18 protein-coding genes are annotated in these 15826 nt (G+C 33.8%); 15 read left to right on the top strand and 3 right to left on the bottom strand.

Annotated features, from left to right (window positions below):
* Window positions 1–44 precede the first annotated feature (44 nt).
* Both FKR84_RS01625 and FKR84_RS01620 read right to left on the bottom strand, forming a co-directional pair.
* Window positions 45–665: a DUF6705 family protein gene (locus FKR84_RS01625; protein WP_141420437.1), complete on the bottom strand. Its 621-nt coding sequence runs from the start codon at window positions 663–665 to the stop codon at window positions 45–47.
* 123 nt (window positions 666–788) lie between these two features.
* Window positions 789–1331 carry a hypothetical protein gene (locus FKR84_RS01620; protein WP_141420436.1) on the bottom strand — a complete coding sequence of 181 codons (543 nt, stop codon included), beginning with the start codon at window positions 1329–1331 and terminating at the stop codon, window positions 789–791.
* 127 nt (window positions 1332–1458) lie between these two features.
* On the opposite strand from FKR84_RS01620, the gene FKR84_RS01615 reads away from it, so the two are divergent.
* Entirely contained in the window at window positions 1459–2217 is a 759-nt protein-coding gene (locus tag FKR84_RS01615; protein WP_141420435.1) for a YebC/PmpR family DNA-binding transcriptional regulator, read from the top strand.
* On the opposite strand, the gene FKR84_RS01610 is transcribed toward FKR84_RS01615, so the two are convergent.
* A complete protein-coding gene (locus FKR84_RS01610) occupies window positions 2214–4151 on the bottom strand; it encodes a cation:proton antiporter (RefSeq protein ID WP_141420542.1) in 1938 nt (645 codons plus the stop codon). The genes FKR84_RS01615 and FKR84_RS01610 overlap by 4 nt on opposite strands.
* A 176-nt stretch (window positions 4152–4327) precedes the next feature.
* Here FKR84_RS01610 and FKR84_RS01605 point away from each other — a divergent pair, with 176 nt between their 5' ends.
* The 14 genes from FKR84_RS01605 to FKR84_RS01540 all read left to right on the top strand — a co-directional run bounded on the left by FKR84_RS01605 (window position 4328) and on the right by FKR84_RS01540 (window position 15818).
* Window positions 4328–5191 carry an MBL fold metallo-hydrolase gene (locus FKR84_RS01605; RefSeq protein ID WP_141420434.1) on the top strand — a complete coding sequence of 288 codons (864 nt, stop codon included), beginning with the start codon at window positions 4328–4330 and terminating at the stop codon, window positions 5189–5191.
* Between the two features lie 9 nt (window positions 5192–5200).
* Window positions 5201–6877, top strand: coding sequence for a S8 family peptidase (locus FKR84_RS01600; RefSeq protein WP_141420433.1), 1677 nt, complete (start codon window positions 5201–5203; stop codon window positions 6875–6877).
* 110 nt (window positions 6878–6987) lie between these two features.
* Entirely contained in the window at window positions 6988–8835 is a 1848-nt protein-coding gene (locus FKR84_RS01595) for a M1 family metallopeptidase (protein WP_141420432.1), read from the top strand.
* A gap of 152 nt (window positions 8836–8987) precedes the next feature.
* Window positions 8988–9227: a hypothetical protein gene (locus FKR84_RS01590; protein WP_141420431.1), complete on the top strand. Its 240-nt coding sequence runs from the start codon at window positions 8988–8990 to the stop codon at window positions 9225–9227.
* Window positions 9224–9541 carry a hypothetical protein gene (locus tag FKR84_RS01585; RefSeq protein ID WP_141420430.1) on the top strand — a complete coding sequence of 106 codons (318 nt, stop codon included), beginning with the start codon at window positions 9224–9226 and terminating at the stop codon, window positions 9539–9541. Before FKR84_RS01590 ends, FKR84_RS01585 begins: the two co-directional genes overlap by 4 nt.
* On the top strand, window positions 9519–9983 hold the full coding sequence (locus tag FKR84_RS01580) for a GLPGLI family protein (protein WP_141420429.1): 465 nt from the start codon (window positions 9519–9521) through the stop codon (window positions 9981–9983). Before FKR84_RS01585 ends, FKR84_RS01580 begins: the two co-directional genes overlap by 23 nt.
* A 500-nt stretch (window positions 9984–10483) precedes the next feature.
* Window positions 10484–11233, top strand: a complete 750-nt coding sequence (locus tag FKR84_RS01575) for a GLPGLI family protein (RefSeq protein ID WP_141420428.1) — start codon at window positions 10484–10486, stop codon at window positions 11231–11233.
* Between the two features lie 252 nt (window positions 11234–11485).
* Window positions 11486–11674, top strand: coding sequence for a hypothetical protein (locus FKR84_RS01570; RefSeq protein ID WP_141420427.1), 189 nt, complete (start codon window positions 11486–11488; stop codon window positions 11672–11674).
* Window positions 11675–11732: 58 nt separating this feature from the next.
* On the top strand, window positions 11733–12470 hold the full coding sequence (locus FKR84_RS01565; RefSeq protein WP_141420426.1) for a GLPGLI family protein: 738 nt from the start codon (window positions 11733–11735) through the stop codon (window positions 12468–12470).
* Window positions 12471–12732: 262 nt separating this feature from the next.
* Window positions 12733–12930, top strand: coding sequence for a hypothetical protein (locus tag FKR84_RS01560; RefSeq protein ID WP_141420425.1), 198 nt, complete (start codon window positions 12733–12735; stop codon window positions 12928–12930).
* A 5-nt stretch (window positions 12931–12935) separates the two neighbouring features.
* Complete coding sequence (locus tag FKR84_RS01555; protein ID WP_233357624.1) at window positions 12936–13679, top strand: GLPGLI family protein; 744 nt, start codon at window positions 12936–12938, stop codon at window positions 13677–13679.
* A gap of 126 nt (window positions 13680–13805) precedes the next feature.
* Window positions 13806–14531: a GLPGLI family protein gene (locus FKR84_RS01550; protein ID WP_141420423.1), complete on the top strand. Its 726-nt coding sequence runs from the start codon at window positions 13806–13808 to the stop codon at window positions 14529–14531.
* A gap of 282 nt (window positions 14532–14813) precedes the next feature.
* A complete protein-coding gene (locus FKR84_RS01545) occupies window positions 14814–15017 on the top strand; it encodes a hypothetical protein (protein ID WP_141420422.1) in 204 nt (67 codons plus the stop codon).
* A gap of 39 nt (window positions 15018–15056) precedes the next feature.
* A complete protein-coding gene (locus FKR84_RS01540; protein ID WP_141420421.1) occupies window positions 15057–15818 on the top strand; it encodes a GLPGLI family protein in 762 nt (253 codons plus the stop codon).
* Window positions 15819–15826 lie beyond the last annotated feature (8 nt).

Below are 15826 nucleotides of genomic sequence, written 5' to 3'. Positions count from 1 at the left end.
CTTTCTAAAAAGTAATTTTCCGGAAAGGTTTTTAAGACTTACCTCTATTGCTTTAGCATAATATACTCACCATAGGGTATACGGGGCGCAGGCGGCACATTTGGTGGTATCATTATTTCCCCGCCTAAAATAGTAACTTTTATTTTACCTTGTTGGTTTATTACAGGATTGTCTTCTTGTAAGGTTTGTAATACCATAGAATCATTAAGATAATCTCTGGCAGGGTCGTTAAAATAGAGTTTTACCCTTTTTTCGTTGGGGGCGCAATCTTCACAAACAAGAATTTGATCCTTATCAATAATAGCACTACCACCAATATTTCCTTTATGTACATTGCTTGTGTTTTGGGTTAATTGAGGTAAGGTATTTATTATTTCTATACCATTTTCTATATACTGGTATTCGCCTGTCATTAAATCGTAATAAATCTCAAAATCTGGGCTGTAATGTTTTTCTATTTTTTCTAGCGTAATAATAAAACTTGTAGAACCGTTTTGGTATTTCCAAGTACCTTCATATTTATCTAACTCGTTATTAAGGTCTTTATAATAAATATTTTTAGGTTTACCTATGCTAGAAGTGTTTAACGGCATTATACCTGTTTGTGCTTTACAAGATAAAAAAGTAAAGCTTAATAGGCTTATAAAATAAATTATTTTTTTCATTTTTAACTGCGTTTTAGCCAAAATTAATAACTTAAAAACCTTTCCAAAAAGTAATTTTCCGGAAAGGTTCTATTTTAATTTTAAAAGCCAATTCTATTCCCCGTAAGGGAAACAAAATAGTTTTTATTGTCTTACCAAAGTCATTTCTGCAGCTATATCTACTTCCATTTCCGCTCCGTTAGGTAAATCTGGCATAGCTTGCGTATAATTAGGCACGGTTAGTTTTAGTGTGTTGGCATCAAGCATTTGCATAGTAGCTTGAGATTCTTGCTCCATCGAAGAGTCTTGGGTTATAAGCGTATTGCCATCTACTTCCCAAGTACCGCTTCCGTAAACATCATTTAACGTAGAGGTTTGGGTAGTTTCTTGCCCCATTGTATTCATAGTAATTTCTATATCGTAACTCCCAGAACTGGTGTAGGTATTATCTTCGTTAAAAGTTACCACGGCATTATCAAAATCCTGTCCTTGCGCATCATAAGTAGTAGTAAAACTTTGACCGGCCATTGTAGTAGTGGTTTCACCATTGTAGTGAAAATCTGTTAATTCCCAACTACCAGCTAATTCAGAACTGTTAGGAGCAGCTTGCGTACTATCGTCATCACTTGAACAAGACATAAGGGTTACCGTAACTATGGCTACTGCCATTAACATAATTTTTTTCATAATAGGTTTAAATTTTATTAGTTTGCAGGCAATATAAAAGCTTTTATTTTAACATTAAAATAATTTGTTAATAAATTTTTAACAAAGTTTATATTTTAATACGTTAATACTTTAAAAAAGGAGACAAATGGCAGGACACAGTAAATGGGCCAACATCAAACACCGTAAAGGAGCCCAAGACAAAAAGAGAGGAAAACAGTTTACACGCGCAATAAAAGAGATTACGGTAGCCATTAAGGAAGGCGGCGGGGCAGACCCGGAGTATAATTCTGCATTACGTAACGCTATCGCTAATGCAAAAGGTGTAAATATGCCAAAAGACACCATTAAACGTGCTATAAAGAAAGCCAGCGGGGCAGATGCAGATAATTATGAAAATGTAACTTTTGAAGGTTACGGTCCGCACGGGATTGCTTTTTATATAGAATGTACTACAGATAACACCAATAGAACCGTTGCTTCTGTACGTTCTATCTTTACTAAAAACGAAGGAAGTTTAGGCACCAACGGTTCGTTAGAATTTTTGTTTAACCGCAAAGGCGTTTTTACTATTGAGCGCGAAAAAATAGAAACATCTCTCGAAGAATTTGAGCTCGAAATAATAGAAGGCGGCGCCGAAGAAATTGAAGAAGAAGGCGATTTTATTATCGTTTACACGGATTTTACAGATTTTGGAAAAATGTCTGAAACGCTCGAAAAACTTAACATAGAGGTAAAAAACTCTGAGTTACAACGCATTCCCGTAAACACCAACGAATTGCCGTTAGACCAAGCCAAAGAAATTATGAACTTGGTAGATAAGTTTGAAGACGACGAAGATGTACAAAACGTTTTCCATAATATGGAAATTACAGATGCCCTTGTAAAAGCTTTGGAAGAAGACTAATTTTTGTCTTCTTCTTTATCCTCTTTTTTTTCAGATTTTATAGCCTCATCTATACCATCGTCTTCTTCATCGTCAGAAATAGTGTTGTCTAATTCTGTTTTATCGGCGTTGTTTTCTATTTTTAATTCTTTTCCTAAATAGACCAACATATAACCTTCTTCTATCTCTACCTCTTGACTGTGTGATGGGATTATACTTAAATCACCATTATTATTTTTAACAAAAAGCGGAATTATTTCAGAGTCGGTTTTTGTAATTTCTATCAACCCGCTATAATGCTCTTGCGAGTTAATGCGTACTTCCTGTATTTTAGGATGTCTTCTGGCTACATCAGTAAGTTTTACATAATCGTCTGTTGGAGAAAATAAACCTTCTTTTGGGTTGTTTTCGGGATCAGACATTTCCTCTTGCGAGAGAATTCTAAAAGAGCCATTTTCGCCAAAATGTTTTTGAAATTTATCAATTGCCGTTTTATTAATATCGCTGTTTCCGGTTAATCCCATCAAATAACCAATATCGTTAAGTTCTATATTGTTCATAAGTTCGTCTTCGTAAACGCTGCCTTGAATGGCGTCTAAACCTAATTCTTTAGCCTTTCTAATATTGTTACGGTTGCTATCTAACAAAACTACATGGCGTTTGTTTTTCTTTAGATAAGTAGCAATTAACCTGGAAATAGACGAAGCACCAATTATTAAAATACCTTCGGGATTTTTAAGAAAAACACCAACCAATTTTGCAAACATTCTTGCCGTGGTGGCATTCAGTAAAACGGTACCCAAAACTATCATAAATACCAAAGGCGTTATATATTCTGCTCCGGGAACGCCTTGGTTGGCCAGATTAAGACCAAATAAAGAAGCAATACCGGCGGCCACAATACCACGTGGCCCAACCCAGCTTATAAAGAGTTTTTCGTTCAATTTTAAAGAAGAATTTATACTACTCAAAAATACACCTGCCGGTCGTATTACAAATACAACCAAAACAAATAGCAGCACCGCTTCCATATTATATACTAAAAGCAAATCTTCTATATTAATGTTGGCAGCCAACAAAATAAATAAGATAGAAATTAATAAAACGCTCAGCGATTCTTTAAAATATAACAGCTCTTTTAAATTTGGTAGGTTTATATTTCCTAAAACCATCCCCATAATAACTACTGCCAATAAGCCACTTTCGTGAGCAAATAAATCTGCCAAAACAAAAACGCCTAATACGGTAGCAAGGGTAGACACATTTAATAGATAATGCGGAATCACATTTTTCTTGATTGCGAAAGCCAATGCATGCGCAAATGTAAAACCAAAGGTAAAGCCAAAAAGCACGATTTTACCAAACTCTATCAAGGCAGTGGCGGTATATTCTTCGCCGGCGCCGGCGCTAATAAATTCAAATACCAAAACTGCAACCAAAGCTCCTATAGGATCTATTAAAATACCTTCCCATTTTAAAATAGCCGATACATCTTTCTTAAGCGGAATATTTCGTAAAATAGGCGTAATAACCGTAGGCCCAGTTACAATAATCAAAGCAGCAAATAAAAAGGAAATTTCCCACGATAAATCAAAAATAAAATGTGCGGCAATACCAGATCCTATAAAAGTAACGATAACCGCAACGGTAATAAGCTTTACAATAACCGGCCCTACATTTAGCACTTCTCCGCGTCGTAAGGTTAAACCACCTTCAAATAAAATGATACTAATGGCTAAAGACACAAAATAAAACAAGCTTTGCCCAGGAAATAAACCAGATTCGCCATTCCAGATTGGTTCTATTAGTTTGCCGCCATCTTCCGTAAAGAGTGTAGCAATAGGTCCTACTGCTAAGCCAATTAAAATAAGTGGTAAAATAGCTGGAATTTTAAATTTCCAAGCAGACCATTGGGCCAAAATCCCTAAAATTATTATTCCGGCAAGTTCTAACATACGGTAATTTTTATCGCAAAATAACTTCTTTTTAATAAAAAGAAACATTTTTTTTACAGAATTCGAATTTTTTTCGTTTTTTACGGAATGTACTGTTAAAACCGCATTAAAAGAGTGCAAGTAATTATTGTATTTTATAATTTGCAGCGCGCAGCGTAAAACCTAAATTCTTTGTAATGAAATTATACCCAATTGAGGCCGGAAACTTTAAATTAGACGGTGGCGCCATGTTTGGAGTAGTGCCTAAATCTTTGTGGAGTAGAACCAATCCCGCAGATGAAAATAACATGATAGATATTGCCGCGAGATGTTTGTTGATTGAAGATGGCGATAAATTAATTCTTATAGATAACGGCCTGGGAAATAAGCAAAGCGAAAAGTTTTTTAAGCATTACTACCGTTGGGGAGAGCATTCTTTAGATAAATCATTAAAAGAAAAAGGTTTTCATAGAGACGATATTACAGATGTTTTCCTAACACATCTGCATTTCGATCACTGCGGTGGAAGCATACAATGGAATAAAAACCACACCGCCTACGAACCAGCTTTTAAGAATGCAAAATTCTGGACTAACCAAGAACATTGGGATTGGGCAACAAATCCTAATGCTCGTGAGAAAGCATCTTTTCTAAAAGAAAACTTGCTTCCCATGCAGAAAAGTGGCCAACTCAATTTTTTGGATCGCAATGAAAATGGCTCCAATTATTACGAACATTTAAACTTTGGCGTTCTGTTTGTAGACGGTCATACTGATAAACAAATGATTCCGCATATACAATACAAAGGTCAAACCATGGTTTTTATGGCAGATTTATTACCAACTGCCGGCCACGTGCCTTTACCCTACGTTATGGGTTACGATACACGACCTTTATTAACTTTGGCAGAAAAGCGCGCTTTCTTAGAAAAAGCTGCAGAAGATAATTTCTTATTATTTATGGAGCATGATGCACATAACGAGATTATAACTGTAAAAAACACAGAAAAAGGCGTACGCTACGACCAAAGTTATACCTTTAACGAAATTTTTAATTACTAATATAAACCGATGAAAAGAACATTTTTTAAACCTACCGTCATTGCTGCTTTTATTGCGGCAATTTTGGCTACCGGCTGTGGAACTTCTGGCCCTACCATTACCTCAACACCTATAGAAAATATAGATCAGCAACCTTTAAAAACTTCAGATTTAACAGATAATGAATTAAAAGGTTGGGGCGGCGCAGACTTGGTAAACGATACCATACCGGGAATGAGCGTGCAAAAAGCTTATGACGAAATTATAAAAGACTACGAAGGTAAAACCGTAATAGTTGGCGTGATAGACAGCGGGATAGATATTGAACACGAAGATCTAAAAAACGTTATCTGGACAAATCAAGACGAAATACCAAATAACGGTATAGACGATGATAACAACGGTTATGTAGACGATATTCACGGCTGGAACTTTTTAGGAGACGCCGTTAAAGAAAATCTCGAGTTTGTTAGAATTCTTAAAAAATTGGAGCCAAAATATAAAGGTAAAAGCGAAGCAAGCATAAAAGCTTCAGATAAAGAAGAATTTGCCTTATACCAGCGTGCCAAAAAAGAATACGACAAAGAGTATAGCGAAGTAACTAGAAATAAAAATTATTACGGACAGTTGCAACAGCAGTTGGAAACTTCTATACAATTGGTTTCTGATGAAATTGGTGAAGATTTTTCCCAAGAAGACTTGGAAAATATGGAAGCCAACACAGAAAAATTGCAACAATCTAAAGCCTTTTTGTTGAATATAATGAACAATATTGGCGACTTAGACGATGCTAAAAAACAATTAAGTGGCGGGATGGATTATTTTCAAAGTCGCCTGGATTCGCATTTAAATAAAGACTTAGATGGTCGTGCGGTAGTGGGAGACGATGTAGACGATATTACAGATACAGATTACGGTAATAATGATGTAGACGGACCAGATCCTAAAAAGGAAGACGCCAAGCACGGTACACACGTAGCAGGAATTATTGCTGCAGAACGCAATAACGATGTTGGTATGAACGGCGTTGCCAATAATGTAAAAATTATGGCTGTTAGAGCAGTACCGGATGGAGATGAGTACGACAAAGATATTGCTTTGGCTATACGCTATGCGGTAGATAATGGCGCAAAAGTTATAAACACTAGTTTTGGTAAGTATTTTTCAACACATCCAGATTGGGTTCGTGACGCAATCAAATATGCGGCAGACAACGATGTATTAATCGTAAATGCCGCCGGAAACGATGCTTTAAATATGGATGAAACAGATATTTATCCTAACGATCAATCTACCAAAACTCCGCAAGAATATGCCGATAACTTCTTAACCGTTGGTGCCTTAAATTATGAATATGGCTCTGGTTTGGTTGCAGGCTTTTCTAACTACGGAAAAACTAATGTAGATGTATTTGCTCCGGGAACCAAAATTTGGTCTACCACGCCATTAGATCAATACGAGTATTTGCAAGGTACTTCTATGGCTTCTCCAGCAGTTGCCGGCGTAGCAGCAATAATACGTTCATATTATCCAAAACTTAGTGCCGCTCAAGTTAAAGAAGTTATTATGAAAAGCGGTTTAAGCTCACAAGCAGACGTAATGGTTGGCGGTAGTGCAGACGATATTAAACCATTTTCAGAACTATCTGTTTCTGGCAAAATGGTAAATTTATACAACGCACTTATTTATGCAGATAAAATGAAGTAAGCCAAACTATAAAAATTAAAACCCAAGGTGTTCTATTTTAAAGTAGCTTTTTAAGTCTTAACTTTATATTTTTAGAGCACCTTTTTTTATTAATCAAAAATTAAATTTTCATGTGTAAACACCTAAAGCAAACTTGTCAAGTTGGACTTTTATTTTTTATCTGTTCCGTGACCTTTGCACAAAACAATACTTCCTACTGGCAACAACACGTAGATTATACGATGGAAGTAGATATGAATGTAAAAAACTATCAATACACCGGTAAGCAAGAACTGGTATATACCAACAACTCGCCAGACACTTTGCAACAAGTTTTTTATCATTTATACTTTAATGCTTTTCAACCCGGTAGCGAAATGGATGTACGTTCTAGAACCATTCAAGATCCAGATTCTAGGGTAGGAAGCAGAATTGCAGGCCTAAAACCAAACGAAGTTGGTTATCTAAAAATAGATAAATTAGAACAAGACGGCAAGCAGGTAAATCATAAAACCGTAGGAACCATTTTACAAGTAAGTTTAGATAAACCCATTTTGCCGGGAGAAAAAACCACTTTCAAAATGGATTTTAACGGCCAAGTTCCCAAACAAATAAGAAGATCGGGAAGAAATAGCGCAGAAGGTGTTGCTCTTTCTATGACGCAGTGGTACCCGAAGTTAGCAGAATACGATTTTGAAGGCTGGCACGCTACGCCTTATATTGGTAGAGAATTTCACGGCGTTTGGGGAGATTTTGATGTAAAAATAACCATCGATAAAGATTATGTTCTTGGCGGAACCGGTTATTTGCAAAACCCTAATAAAATTGGTCACGGTTACCAAGATAAAGGCACCAGAGTAAAACATCGCGGCAAAAAATTAACCTGGCATTTTAAAGCACCAAAAGTACACGATTTTACTTGGGCAGCAGATCCAGATTTTGTGCACGACATCCACAAAGCAAAAGATGGTACAACTTTGCACTTCTTATATAAAGACAATCCCTCGTACGAAAAAGAAAATAACTTTACGGAAAATTGGAAAAAATTACAACCTAAAACAGAAGCTTTGTTAGATTTCTTTACGGAACATATTGGGCCCTATCCATATAAGCAATATTCTGTTATACAAGGTGGTGATGGCGGTATGGAATATGCTATGTCTACTTTAATTACCGGAAACCGGAAATTTGGAAGTTTAGTAGGCGTAACCGCGCACGAATTAGCACATACCTGGTTTCAATTTGTATTGGCAACCAACGAAACCAAACACGAATGGATGGACGAAGGTTTTACCACCTACATTTCTAGTTTAGCTATGAATGAGGTGATGAACGAAGAAAAAGAAAATCCGTTGGCCGGAAGCTATCGTGGTTATACATATTTGGCAAATTCCGGTAACGAACAACCGCAAAGCACCCACGCAGACCGTTATAACTTAAACCAAGCTTATGGTTTGGCTGCTTATTCTAAAGGAGCCGTTTTCTTAGGACAATTGGGCTATATTATTGGGCAAGAAAACCTTTCTAAAACCTTACACCGTTATTATGACGAATGGAAGTTTAAACACCCAACCCCAAACGATTTTATTCGTGTGGCAGAAAAAGTGTCTGGCGCTAATTTAAGTTGGTATTTGACAGATTGGACGCAAACCACCAACACAATAGATTATACCATAGAAAAGGTTACAGAAAAGGAAGGCAAGACACAAGTGCAACTAAAACGCAAAGGTTTAATGCCAATGCCGTTAGATGTAAAAGTAAGCTATAAAGATGGTAGCAGTAAAAACTATTATATTCCTTTACGGATGTTGTATTTTACCAAACCGGGCGCAGAAAATATCCAAAAAGACTGGCCTTGGGCAATGCCAACTTATACGCTTTCTTTAGATACAAGCAAAGAGAGTATTTCTAAAATAGAAATAGACCCATCGCAACTTATGGCAGATGTAGAAAGGGAAAACAATGTATATGAGAATTAGGATATAATTGTTTTTTCTAAAATTTCAATAAAGCTGTTTTAAAATAGTAAATCTCTCGGAGTATTGTTTTAAAACAGCTTTCTTGTTTAAAAAATGGAATATTCCTTTTTGTAAAAGCGTTATTTTTTTAGCCTAGGTGCATTACTAATTTTATGAAAAAATTACTAGCAGTAACCGCGCTATTTTTGGCGTTTGGTTTTAACAGTACAGATGCAATTGCAAAAGAGAAAGAGCAAGAATGTGCAATGCAAGCTTGGGAAATTGCCAGCACTATGTGCGCTGTGTTTGAATGCTCCGATTATGAATATTGGAACACTACTAATGGCTTGTACGAAGCTTGTTTAAAAGATATTAATAATACTAAAAACCTCATAACTTTTACTCTCCAATGAAAAATATAATTGTTTTTACTTTCATTATTTTAAGCAACATTACCATTTATGGTCAAGATAAAAGCTATGAGGTAATTTATTCCATTAAAATAAATAAAGAAGAAATGTTGAACGAAATTGAAAAAAAGGTTTCGAACGATAGAATAAAATACTTACCTGTTTTTTCCAAAATGATAGATGCTTCTAATAATACAAAATTCTCCTTAAAAATAGAAGATGGTATTTCATTATTCCAGCCAATTGCTAGTTTAAAGAGAGGGGAAGAAAATAATTCATTAAAAAAAAGGGCTTTTGCCACGATTAGGCCTTTATGACCCCATGTATTTTGATCTAAACTGCGAAATTTTTTATAAAGAAATCAATAGTGCAGGTATTCATAAATTAGTTTCTTTACCTCCTAAAGATATAGATTGGAATATAAAAAAGGAAACCAGAATTACGTCCGACTATGAATTATTTAAAGCAGAAGCTATGGTAGATAATAATAAGGGCGGGAAAACAAAGTTGGTTGCTTGGTTCTCACCAGACTTACCGCCTAATTTCGGTCCAGGCTTATTTAATGACTTGCCAGGAATGATAACAGATATAAGCGTTACGGAGCTACAAGCCGGGATACATTATTCTATGAAAGCAGAAAAAATTACGCTAAAAAATGATTTATCACTGCAAATACCTTTAAAAGATTTAGAAGTTATAACAGATAGTGAATTACAAGCAATCTTTAGAAAAATGAACAGCAATTTTAGACCGGATTAGAAGAATAATAGCCCTATCCAACCTAAATTTAATAAAATCAAAACCCTGACAATCCTGTTCTTCCTAACCATATTTCTTTCGGTAACACTTTAAAACCTGCGCTTAGAAGCTAAAGCCTTGCAAAACCCAAAAATTATTAAGAACTTGAACCTTAATTTCCCGATTAACTACAACTAAAAACTGTTAAAGTGTAAAATTGTTTATGTAAAACCGTTTTTTTTTTTATAAGTTTGGTTTTTATTAACAATTAAATTTTTAAATTATGAAAAAATTACTAGCAGTAACCGCGCTATTTTTAGCGTTTGGTTTTAACAGTACAGATGCAATTGCAAAAGAGAAATAACAAGATTGTGTAGCGGCAGCTTGGGATTTTGGAACGTTAATGTCGGCTATGTATGGAGGTAATCCTTATTGGTACACAGACGCATATTATATGGCAAATTGCAGGTAAATTCATAGACCGTAAAACTTTTGTTTTATGGGCATAATTATTTGAATAAATGATAAATAGAAATATTGTATTAATTTTTTTGTTAGTTTTTAGTTTTACAGCTGCTTGGTCTCAACAAAGTGGTAAAGTTGTATATAGAAAAAAAATGGACATTCAAGACACAATGTTCACTAGTCTAAAGCAAAATAATCCTGAGGAAAACGAACACTTTTTAAGGGAAGCCAAAAAAATGGCAGAAACCATAGAAAAATTCTCTTATGAACTATTATTTTGGGAACATGAAGCTATTTTTGAACAACAAGAAATCTTACTTAAAAATAGTATGTACGCTGGTTTAAAAAATATGGAAGGCATTAATTATACTAATTTGGAAACGGAGAAGACTTTAGAGCAGGTAAATGTTAGCGGCTCTTTCTTTTTGGTAAATCGCAAAAAAGCAGATTGGGAAATAACAAAAGAGAGTAAAACTATCTCAGGTTTTAAATGCATAAAAGCAATTAGTAAAAAGAAAATTTACGATGCCAGATCAAAAGCTTATAAAACTAAAGATATTGTAGCTTGGTTTACGCCAGAAATACCTGTTAGTTTTGGCCCTAAAGGTTATTTTGGTTTACCTGGTCTAATTATAGAATTAAAAGTAGCTGCGGGCACTAAGTTTTACGTGACAGACTTAGATTTGTCGCCACAGCACTCAAAAATAGAAAAACCACGAAAAGGGCGAGAAGTTTCTGAAATGGAATTTAAGGAGATAATGAAGGAACTTAATACGAAATTTTTTAATATGAGTAATAATAATTGATTACCAGAAATTTAATGCATATCAAAGCAACCCTGACAATCCTGTTCTTTCTAACAGGATTTTCTTCCGTAATAGCACAAAATGTTCGTTTAGAAGCTAAAGCCTTGCAAACCCCAAAATTTATTAAGAACTTGGTTTTTTAGTTTCCCGATTAAGTGCAAATAAAAACTGTTAAAGTGCAGATTTAATTATGTAAAACCGTTTTTTTTTTTTTATAAGTTTGGTTTTTATTAACAATTAAATTTTTAAATTATGAAGAAATTACTAGCAGTAACCGCGCTATTTTTGGCGTTTGGTTTTAACAGTACAGATGCAATTGCAAAAGAGAAAGAAGAAACATGTTTTGACAAAGCTTGGAGGTATGGCACTGTAATGGGTGAAGGATGGGAATATTTAGAATGGCATTATATGAATGAATATTATAATGATCATTGCCTCTAAATTATTAATCAAGCTGCCTTAGGTTCTATTAAGCTTGGGGTAGCTTTAAAAAATCAAAATGAGTTTTAATTATATATATTTATTGTTTTCGTTGCTATTTGTATCTTGTGCGAGTAATGCTCAAAACGAAGGGTTAAAAATCACCTATAAAAAGAAAATAATTTCTTCATTAGATGGAAAAAAAGGTAAAGCTTTAAAAAAAGAGAATCCTAAATTATTTGAAGAATATTACGCCATTGAAAAAAAACGTAAAGAGGCAGCAAAAAGATTAAAGTACAAATTACTTATTACCAATCAAAGTGCTTTATTTGAAGTAGAGGAAATTTTAAAAAGAGACGGCAGAAATATTGCCGCTTTTGGACCCTTCAAAGGTAATTATTATACTAATCTTAATACAGAGGAGAATTATTGGCAGGTAGATGCTTTCGGTCGTGATTTTTTAGTAGATTTCGGTAAAAGAGGCTGGAAGCTGAAAGAAGAAAAAAAAGAAATTTTAGGATACATTTGTAAAAAAGCAGTTGGTAGTTGGACGGTTAATAACGATAATAACAAAAGCTACTTAAAAGTAGAAGCTTGGTACGCTCCGGAAATACCTTTAAATTTCGGGCCTTTAGGCTTTAATGGTTTGCCTGGTTTAATTTTAGAAATTTCTACTGTTAATGAACGTTACTACGCTACGAGAATTAAGAAGTCCAAAAATTTAAATATAGAAAAGCCAGTAAAAGGTCAAAAAATATCATTTGATGACTTTAACGCCATGGCAAAAGGTGCAATGCAAAATGCTAAACAAAATTAGAAAATACCTAAAGCCCTATCCAAACTAAATGTAATAAAATCAAAACCCTAACAATCCTGTTCTTCCTAACAGGATTTTCTTCCGTTATGGCGCAAAATGTGCGTTTAGAAGGCAAAGCCTTGCAAAACCCAAAAATTATTAAGAACTTGAACCTTAGTTTGCCGATTAACTACTACAAACTGTTAAAGTGTAAAATTGTTTATGTAAAACCGTTTTTTTTTTATATAAGTTTGGGTTTTATTAACAATTAAATTTTAAAATTATGAAGAAATTACTAGCAGTTGCTGTATTATTTACAGCATTTTCTTTTACAAGTTTAGGCGCAGATGCCAGAGAACAGGAGCAAAGTTGTTTTGCTACTTATCACGAGATATTCCATGATCATTATGGTGGTATAAATTTAGATAATATTGATCTCTTTAATAACTTCGTACTTGAATGTCAAATATATCGAGGGTAAATTTAATGTTAAAAATTTTTTTTAAAATTTTAGTGGTCTGTGTATCTATTTGTTGTTTTAACCAGAACCTAAATGCACAGACTTCTTTTAAAATAATTTACGGAATTTCTGAAATAAAATTACGTCGCCCTATAGATAGTTTAAATGAAAGATCTAAACATTTTACTGAAAAAATTATTAACCGTTCAAAAGATGTAAATTATTTACTTTTTAGCAATAAAGAAAATTCGTATTTTAAAGAAGAAAAGACCTTAATGATAGAAAGTGATTCACGAATTGAATCGCTTTATTATAAAGCGGTGAAACAATTTACTTCTTTTAATACAGAAGTTTACGCCAATCATAAAGACAAAAAAATCACTTTTATTAAAAACCTGGTAAGTCAAGATTTTACAGTAAAAAGAGATTATTATAATTTTAATTGGGTTATAAAAGAAGACCATAAAAAGATTTTGGGTTTCACTGCCAGAAAAGCAACAGGTAATTACTATTATCCAGTAACTAATGAGAACTTAGAGGTAGAAGCTTGGTTTATCCCATCCATACCTTTACAATCGGGGCCAGATATTTTTATGGGCTTGCCGGGCTTAATAGCAGAAGTTCATTTAAAAGGAGCAGTAGTAACGGCCAAGAAAATTGAGCAAAGTGAAAACTTCAAAGTCGAAAAAATAGAGGATAAAGAAGCCATGACCCAAAAGGAATACGAAGATTTAATCTCGAGATTGACCCAAAAATTTATTGAAGAGTAGAAAAGTCGACCACCAACTTGCAAAACCCAAAATTTATTAAGAACTTAAATTTTAGTTTGTGTTATGAAAATCAATTAAAGAGAGATACGACCATATTTGTAAGAAGCAGTAATTCTTTTATTTTTAATGCTATATAAAAAATTCGTAATAACGGCAGTAGTACTATTTAGCCAGATACTTTATTCGCAATCTTCTGGTAAGTTGACCTATGCCTTAGACATAGAACTTACAGATTATTCAAAAATGAAGACGACAAATCCTCAGCAATACAAAAAATATAGAAAAATAGATAGAAAAGCTAGAGAGATTGCTAATAGTCTGGAGTATAAGTTGCTTTTTAAAAATGATAAATCCATTTTTAAAAGAAAAAATATTTTGACTAAAAATAATAACAGTCCATTTTTAAAAATAGCAATTGCGCCAATTCAAGGGATTTTTTATAACGATTTGGCTTGCGCGGAAAGATTACAACAAACAGAAGATTTTGGCAAGACTTATTTAATCTTTTTACCAGAGTTAGAATGGCAGATAAGTAACGAAACCAAAACAATAGGAACCTATGCTTGTCAAAAAGCAACCACAGAAAAAACCTATTATAATAAAGATGGCGAATTAAAAACACAGAAAGTAATTGCTTGGTTTACCAAAAGTGTACCCATCAATCACGGTCCGCTAGCTTATGCCGGTTTGCCTGGTTTAATTGTGCAATTAAAGGTAGATAAACGAATATTTACTCTGGAAGAGATAGACAAAAAAGAGAATACTATAGAAATTACACGTCCTAAGGGTAAAGCAATAAATTTAAAAAATTACTATAAGCTTTTTTCCACCGCGATGCAATCTATGCGTTAAGTAACATTTGACGTTTAATAAAAAAACAAATAAAGACCTATCCAAAATAAATTTAATAAAATCAAAACCCTAACAATCCTGTTCTTCCTAACAGGATTTTCTTCCGTAATGGCGCAAAATGTGCGTTTAGAAGGTAAAGCCTTGCAAAACCCAAAATTTATTAAGAACTTAGTTTTTAGTTTACCGATTAACTACAACTAAAAACTGTTAAAGTGTAAAATTGTTTGTGTAAAACCGTTTTTTTTAAAGTTTGGTTTTTATTAACAATTAAATTATATTTTTATGAAAAAATTACTAGCAGTAACCGCGCTATTTTTGGCGTTTGGTTTTAACAGTACAGATGCAATTGCAAAAGAGAAAGAACAAGAATGTGCAGATTTCGCTTGGGTCGCTGCTTCAAATTGGTGCAGTAATAGAGATGGAGGGTGCTCTGATTATCAATACTGGGTTTTTACGGATATTGCATATAATGAATGTATGAATTAACCAACCTAAGTTGCTTCACACTTTTTTAATTTAAAAAATATGCAAAAATCACCTTTACTTATCTTGTTATTGCTATGGGTTAACATTTTACAAGCCCAGAAAATGTATGAAGCAACTTATGATTTTCAGTTAGATAAAAATAAATTTGCTGACAACTTTAAACAAGAAAAAACGCAGAATGATAAACGTTATAACCGCATGTTAAAACGTATGTTATCTAGTGCGAATAATACAGATTTTTCTTTGGTTTTTAATGCTGAAAGAGCAATCTTTAAGCCTATAGAAAGGTTAACAATAGATAATGCCATAAGCGATAAAGTAGGAAAAGCACTTTTGATATCTTTGGACGCAGAAACAAAACTGTACACCGATATAGCCTGTGAAAATCATTTTAAAGAGGTTAATGCTGGAGGAAAGACATATTTGGTTAACTATCCTTTAAAAACAATAAATTGGAAAATCACCAATTCTAAAAAGAGCTATAAGAACTTTGAAATTATTAGAGCCACGGCCGTTATTACGAATGCAAATGGTGTAAAAACTCAGGTAGAAGCTTGGTTCTGTCCTAAAATTCCGGCTAGATATGGACCGATAATGTTTGGAGGTCTCCCCGGTTTGATTATGCAGCTTAAAGCGGAAGAAAAAACCAAGAAAGGTTTGCGTTATAGTTTTAACCTAACTTCTATTGAAGAAATAGATAGGCTAAGAATTAAAATTCCTAATGATAAATACGAAATTATAACCAATCAAGAATTACAAGCAATCTTTAGGAAAATGAACAGCAATTTTAGACCGGATTAGAAGAAACT

Source organism: Haloflavibacter putidus (assembly GCF_006546625.1).
GTDB lineage: Bacteria > Bacteroidota > Bacteroidia > Flavobacteriales > Flavobacteriaceae > Mesonia > Mesonia putida.
The sequence above is the reverse complement of the archived record's forward strand: the minus strand, read 5'-3'. Positions and strand labels throughout refer to the sequence as shown.

What these genes read in the sequence shown, in the direction of transcription:
- FKR84_RS01570 (WP_141420427.1), top strand. Translation starts at nt 11,486, where the DNA reads ATGAAGAAATTACTAGCAGTAACCGCGCTATTTTTGGCGTTTGGTTTT.
- FKR84_RS01590 (WP_141420431.1), top strand. Translation starts at nt 8,988, where the DNA reads ATGAAAAAATTACTAGCAGTAACCGCGCTATTTTTGGCGTTTGGTTTT.
- FKR84_RS01615 (WP_141420435.1), top strand. Translation starts at nt 1,459, where the DNA reads ATGGCAGGACACAGTAAATGGGCCAACATCAAACACCGTAAAGGAGCC.
- FKR84_RS01575 (WP_141420428.1), top strand. Translation starts at nt 10,484, where the DNA reads ATGATAAATAGAAATATTGTATTAATTTTTTTGTTAGTTTTTAGTTTT.
- FKR84_RS01610 (WP_141420542.1), bottom strand. Translation starts at nt 4,151, where the DNA reads ATGTTAGAACTTGCCGGAATAATAATTTTAGGGATTTTGGCCCAATGG.
- FKR84_RS01600 (WP_141420433.1), top strand. Translation starts at nt 5,201, where the DNA reads ATGAAAAGAACATTTTTTAAACCTACCGTCATTGCTGCTTTTATTGCG.
- FKR84_RS01605 (WP_141420434.1), top strand. Translation starts at nt 4,328, where the DNA reads ATGAAATTATACCCAATTGAGGCCGGAAACTTTAAATTAGACGGTGGC.
- FKR84_RS01620 (WP_141420436.1), bottom strand. Translation starts at nt 1,331, where the DNA reads ATGAAAAAAATTATGTTAATGGCAGTAGCCATAGTTACGGTAACCCTT.
- FKR84_RS01585 (WP_141420430.1), top strand. Translation starts at nt 9,224, where the DNA reads ATGAAAAATATAATTGTTTTTACTTTCATTATTTTAAGCAACATTACC.
- FKR84_RS01565 (WP_141420426.1), top strand. Translation starts at nt 11,733, where the DNA reads ATGAGTTTTAATTATATATATTTATTGTTTTCGTTGCTATTTGTATCT.
- FKR84_RS01550 (WP_141420423.1), top strand. Translation starts at nt 13,806, where the DNA reads ATGCTATATAAAAAATTCGTAATAACGGCAGTAGTACTATTTAGCCAG.
- FKR84_RS01540 (WP_141420421.1), top strand. Translation starts at nt 15,057, where the DNA reads ATGCAAAAATCACCTTTACTTATCTTGTTATTGCTATGGGTTAACATT.
- FKR84_RS01625 (WP_141420437.1), bottom strand. Translation starts at nt 665, where the DNA reads ATGAAAAAAATAATTTATTTTATAAGCCTATTAAGCTTTACTTTTTTA.
- FKR84_RS01555 (WP_233357624.1), top strand. Translation starts at nt 12,936, where the DNA reads ATGTTAAAAATTTTTTTTAAAATTTTAGTGGTCTGTGTATCTATTTGT.
- FKR84_RS01560 (WP_141420425.1), top strand. Translation starts at nt 12,733, where the DNA reads ATGAAGAAATTACTAGCAGTTGCTGTATTATTTACAGCATTTTCTTTT.
- FKR84_RS01595 (WP_141420432.1), top strand. Translation starts at nt 6,988, where the DNA reads ATGTGTAAACACCTAAAGCAAACTTGTCAAGTTGGACTTTTATTTTTT.
- FKR84_RS01545 (WP_141420422.1), top strand. Translation starts at nt 14,814, where the DNA reads ATGAAAAAATTACTAGCAGTAACCGCGCTATTTTTGGCGTTTGGTTTT.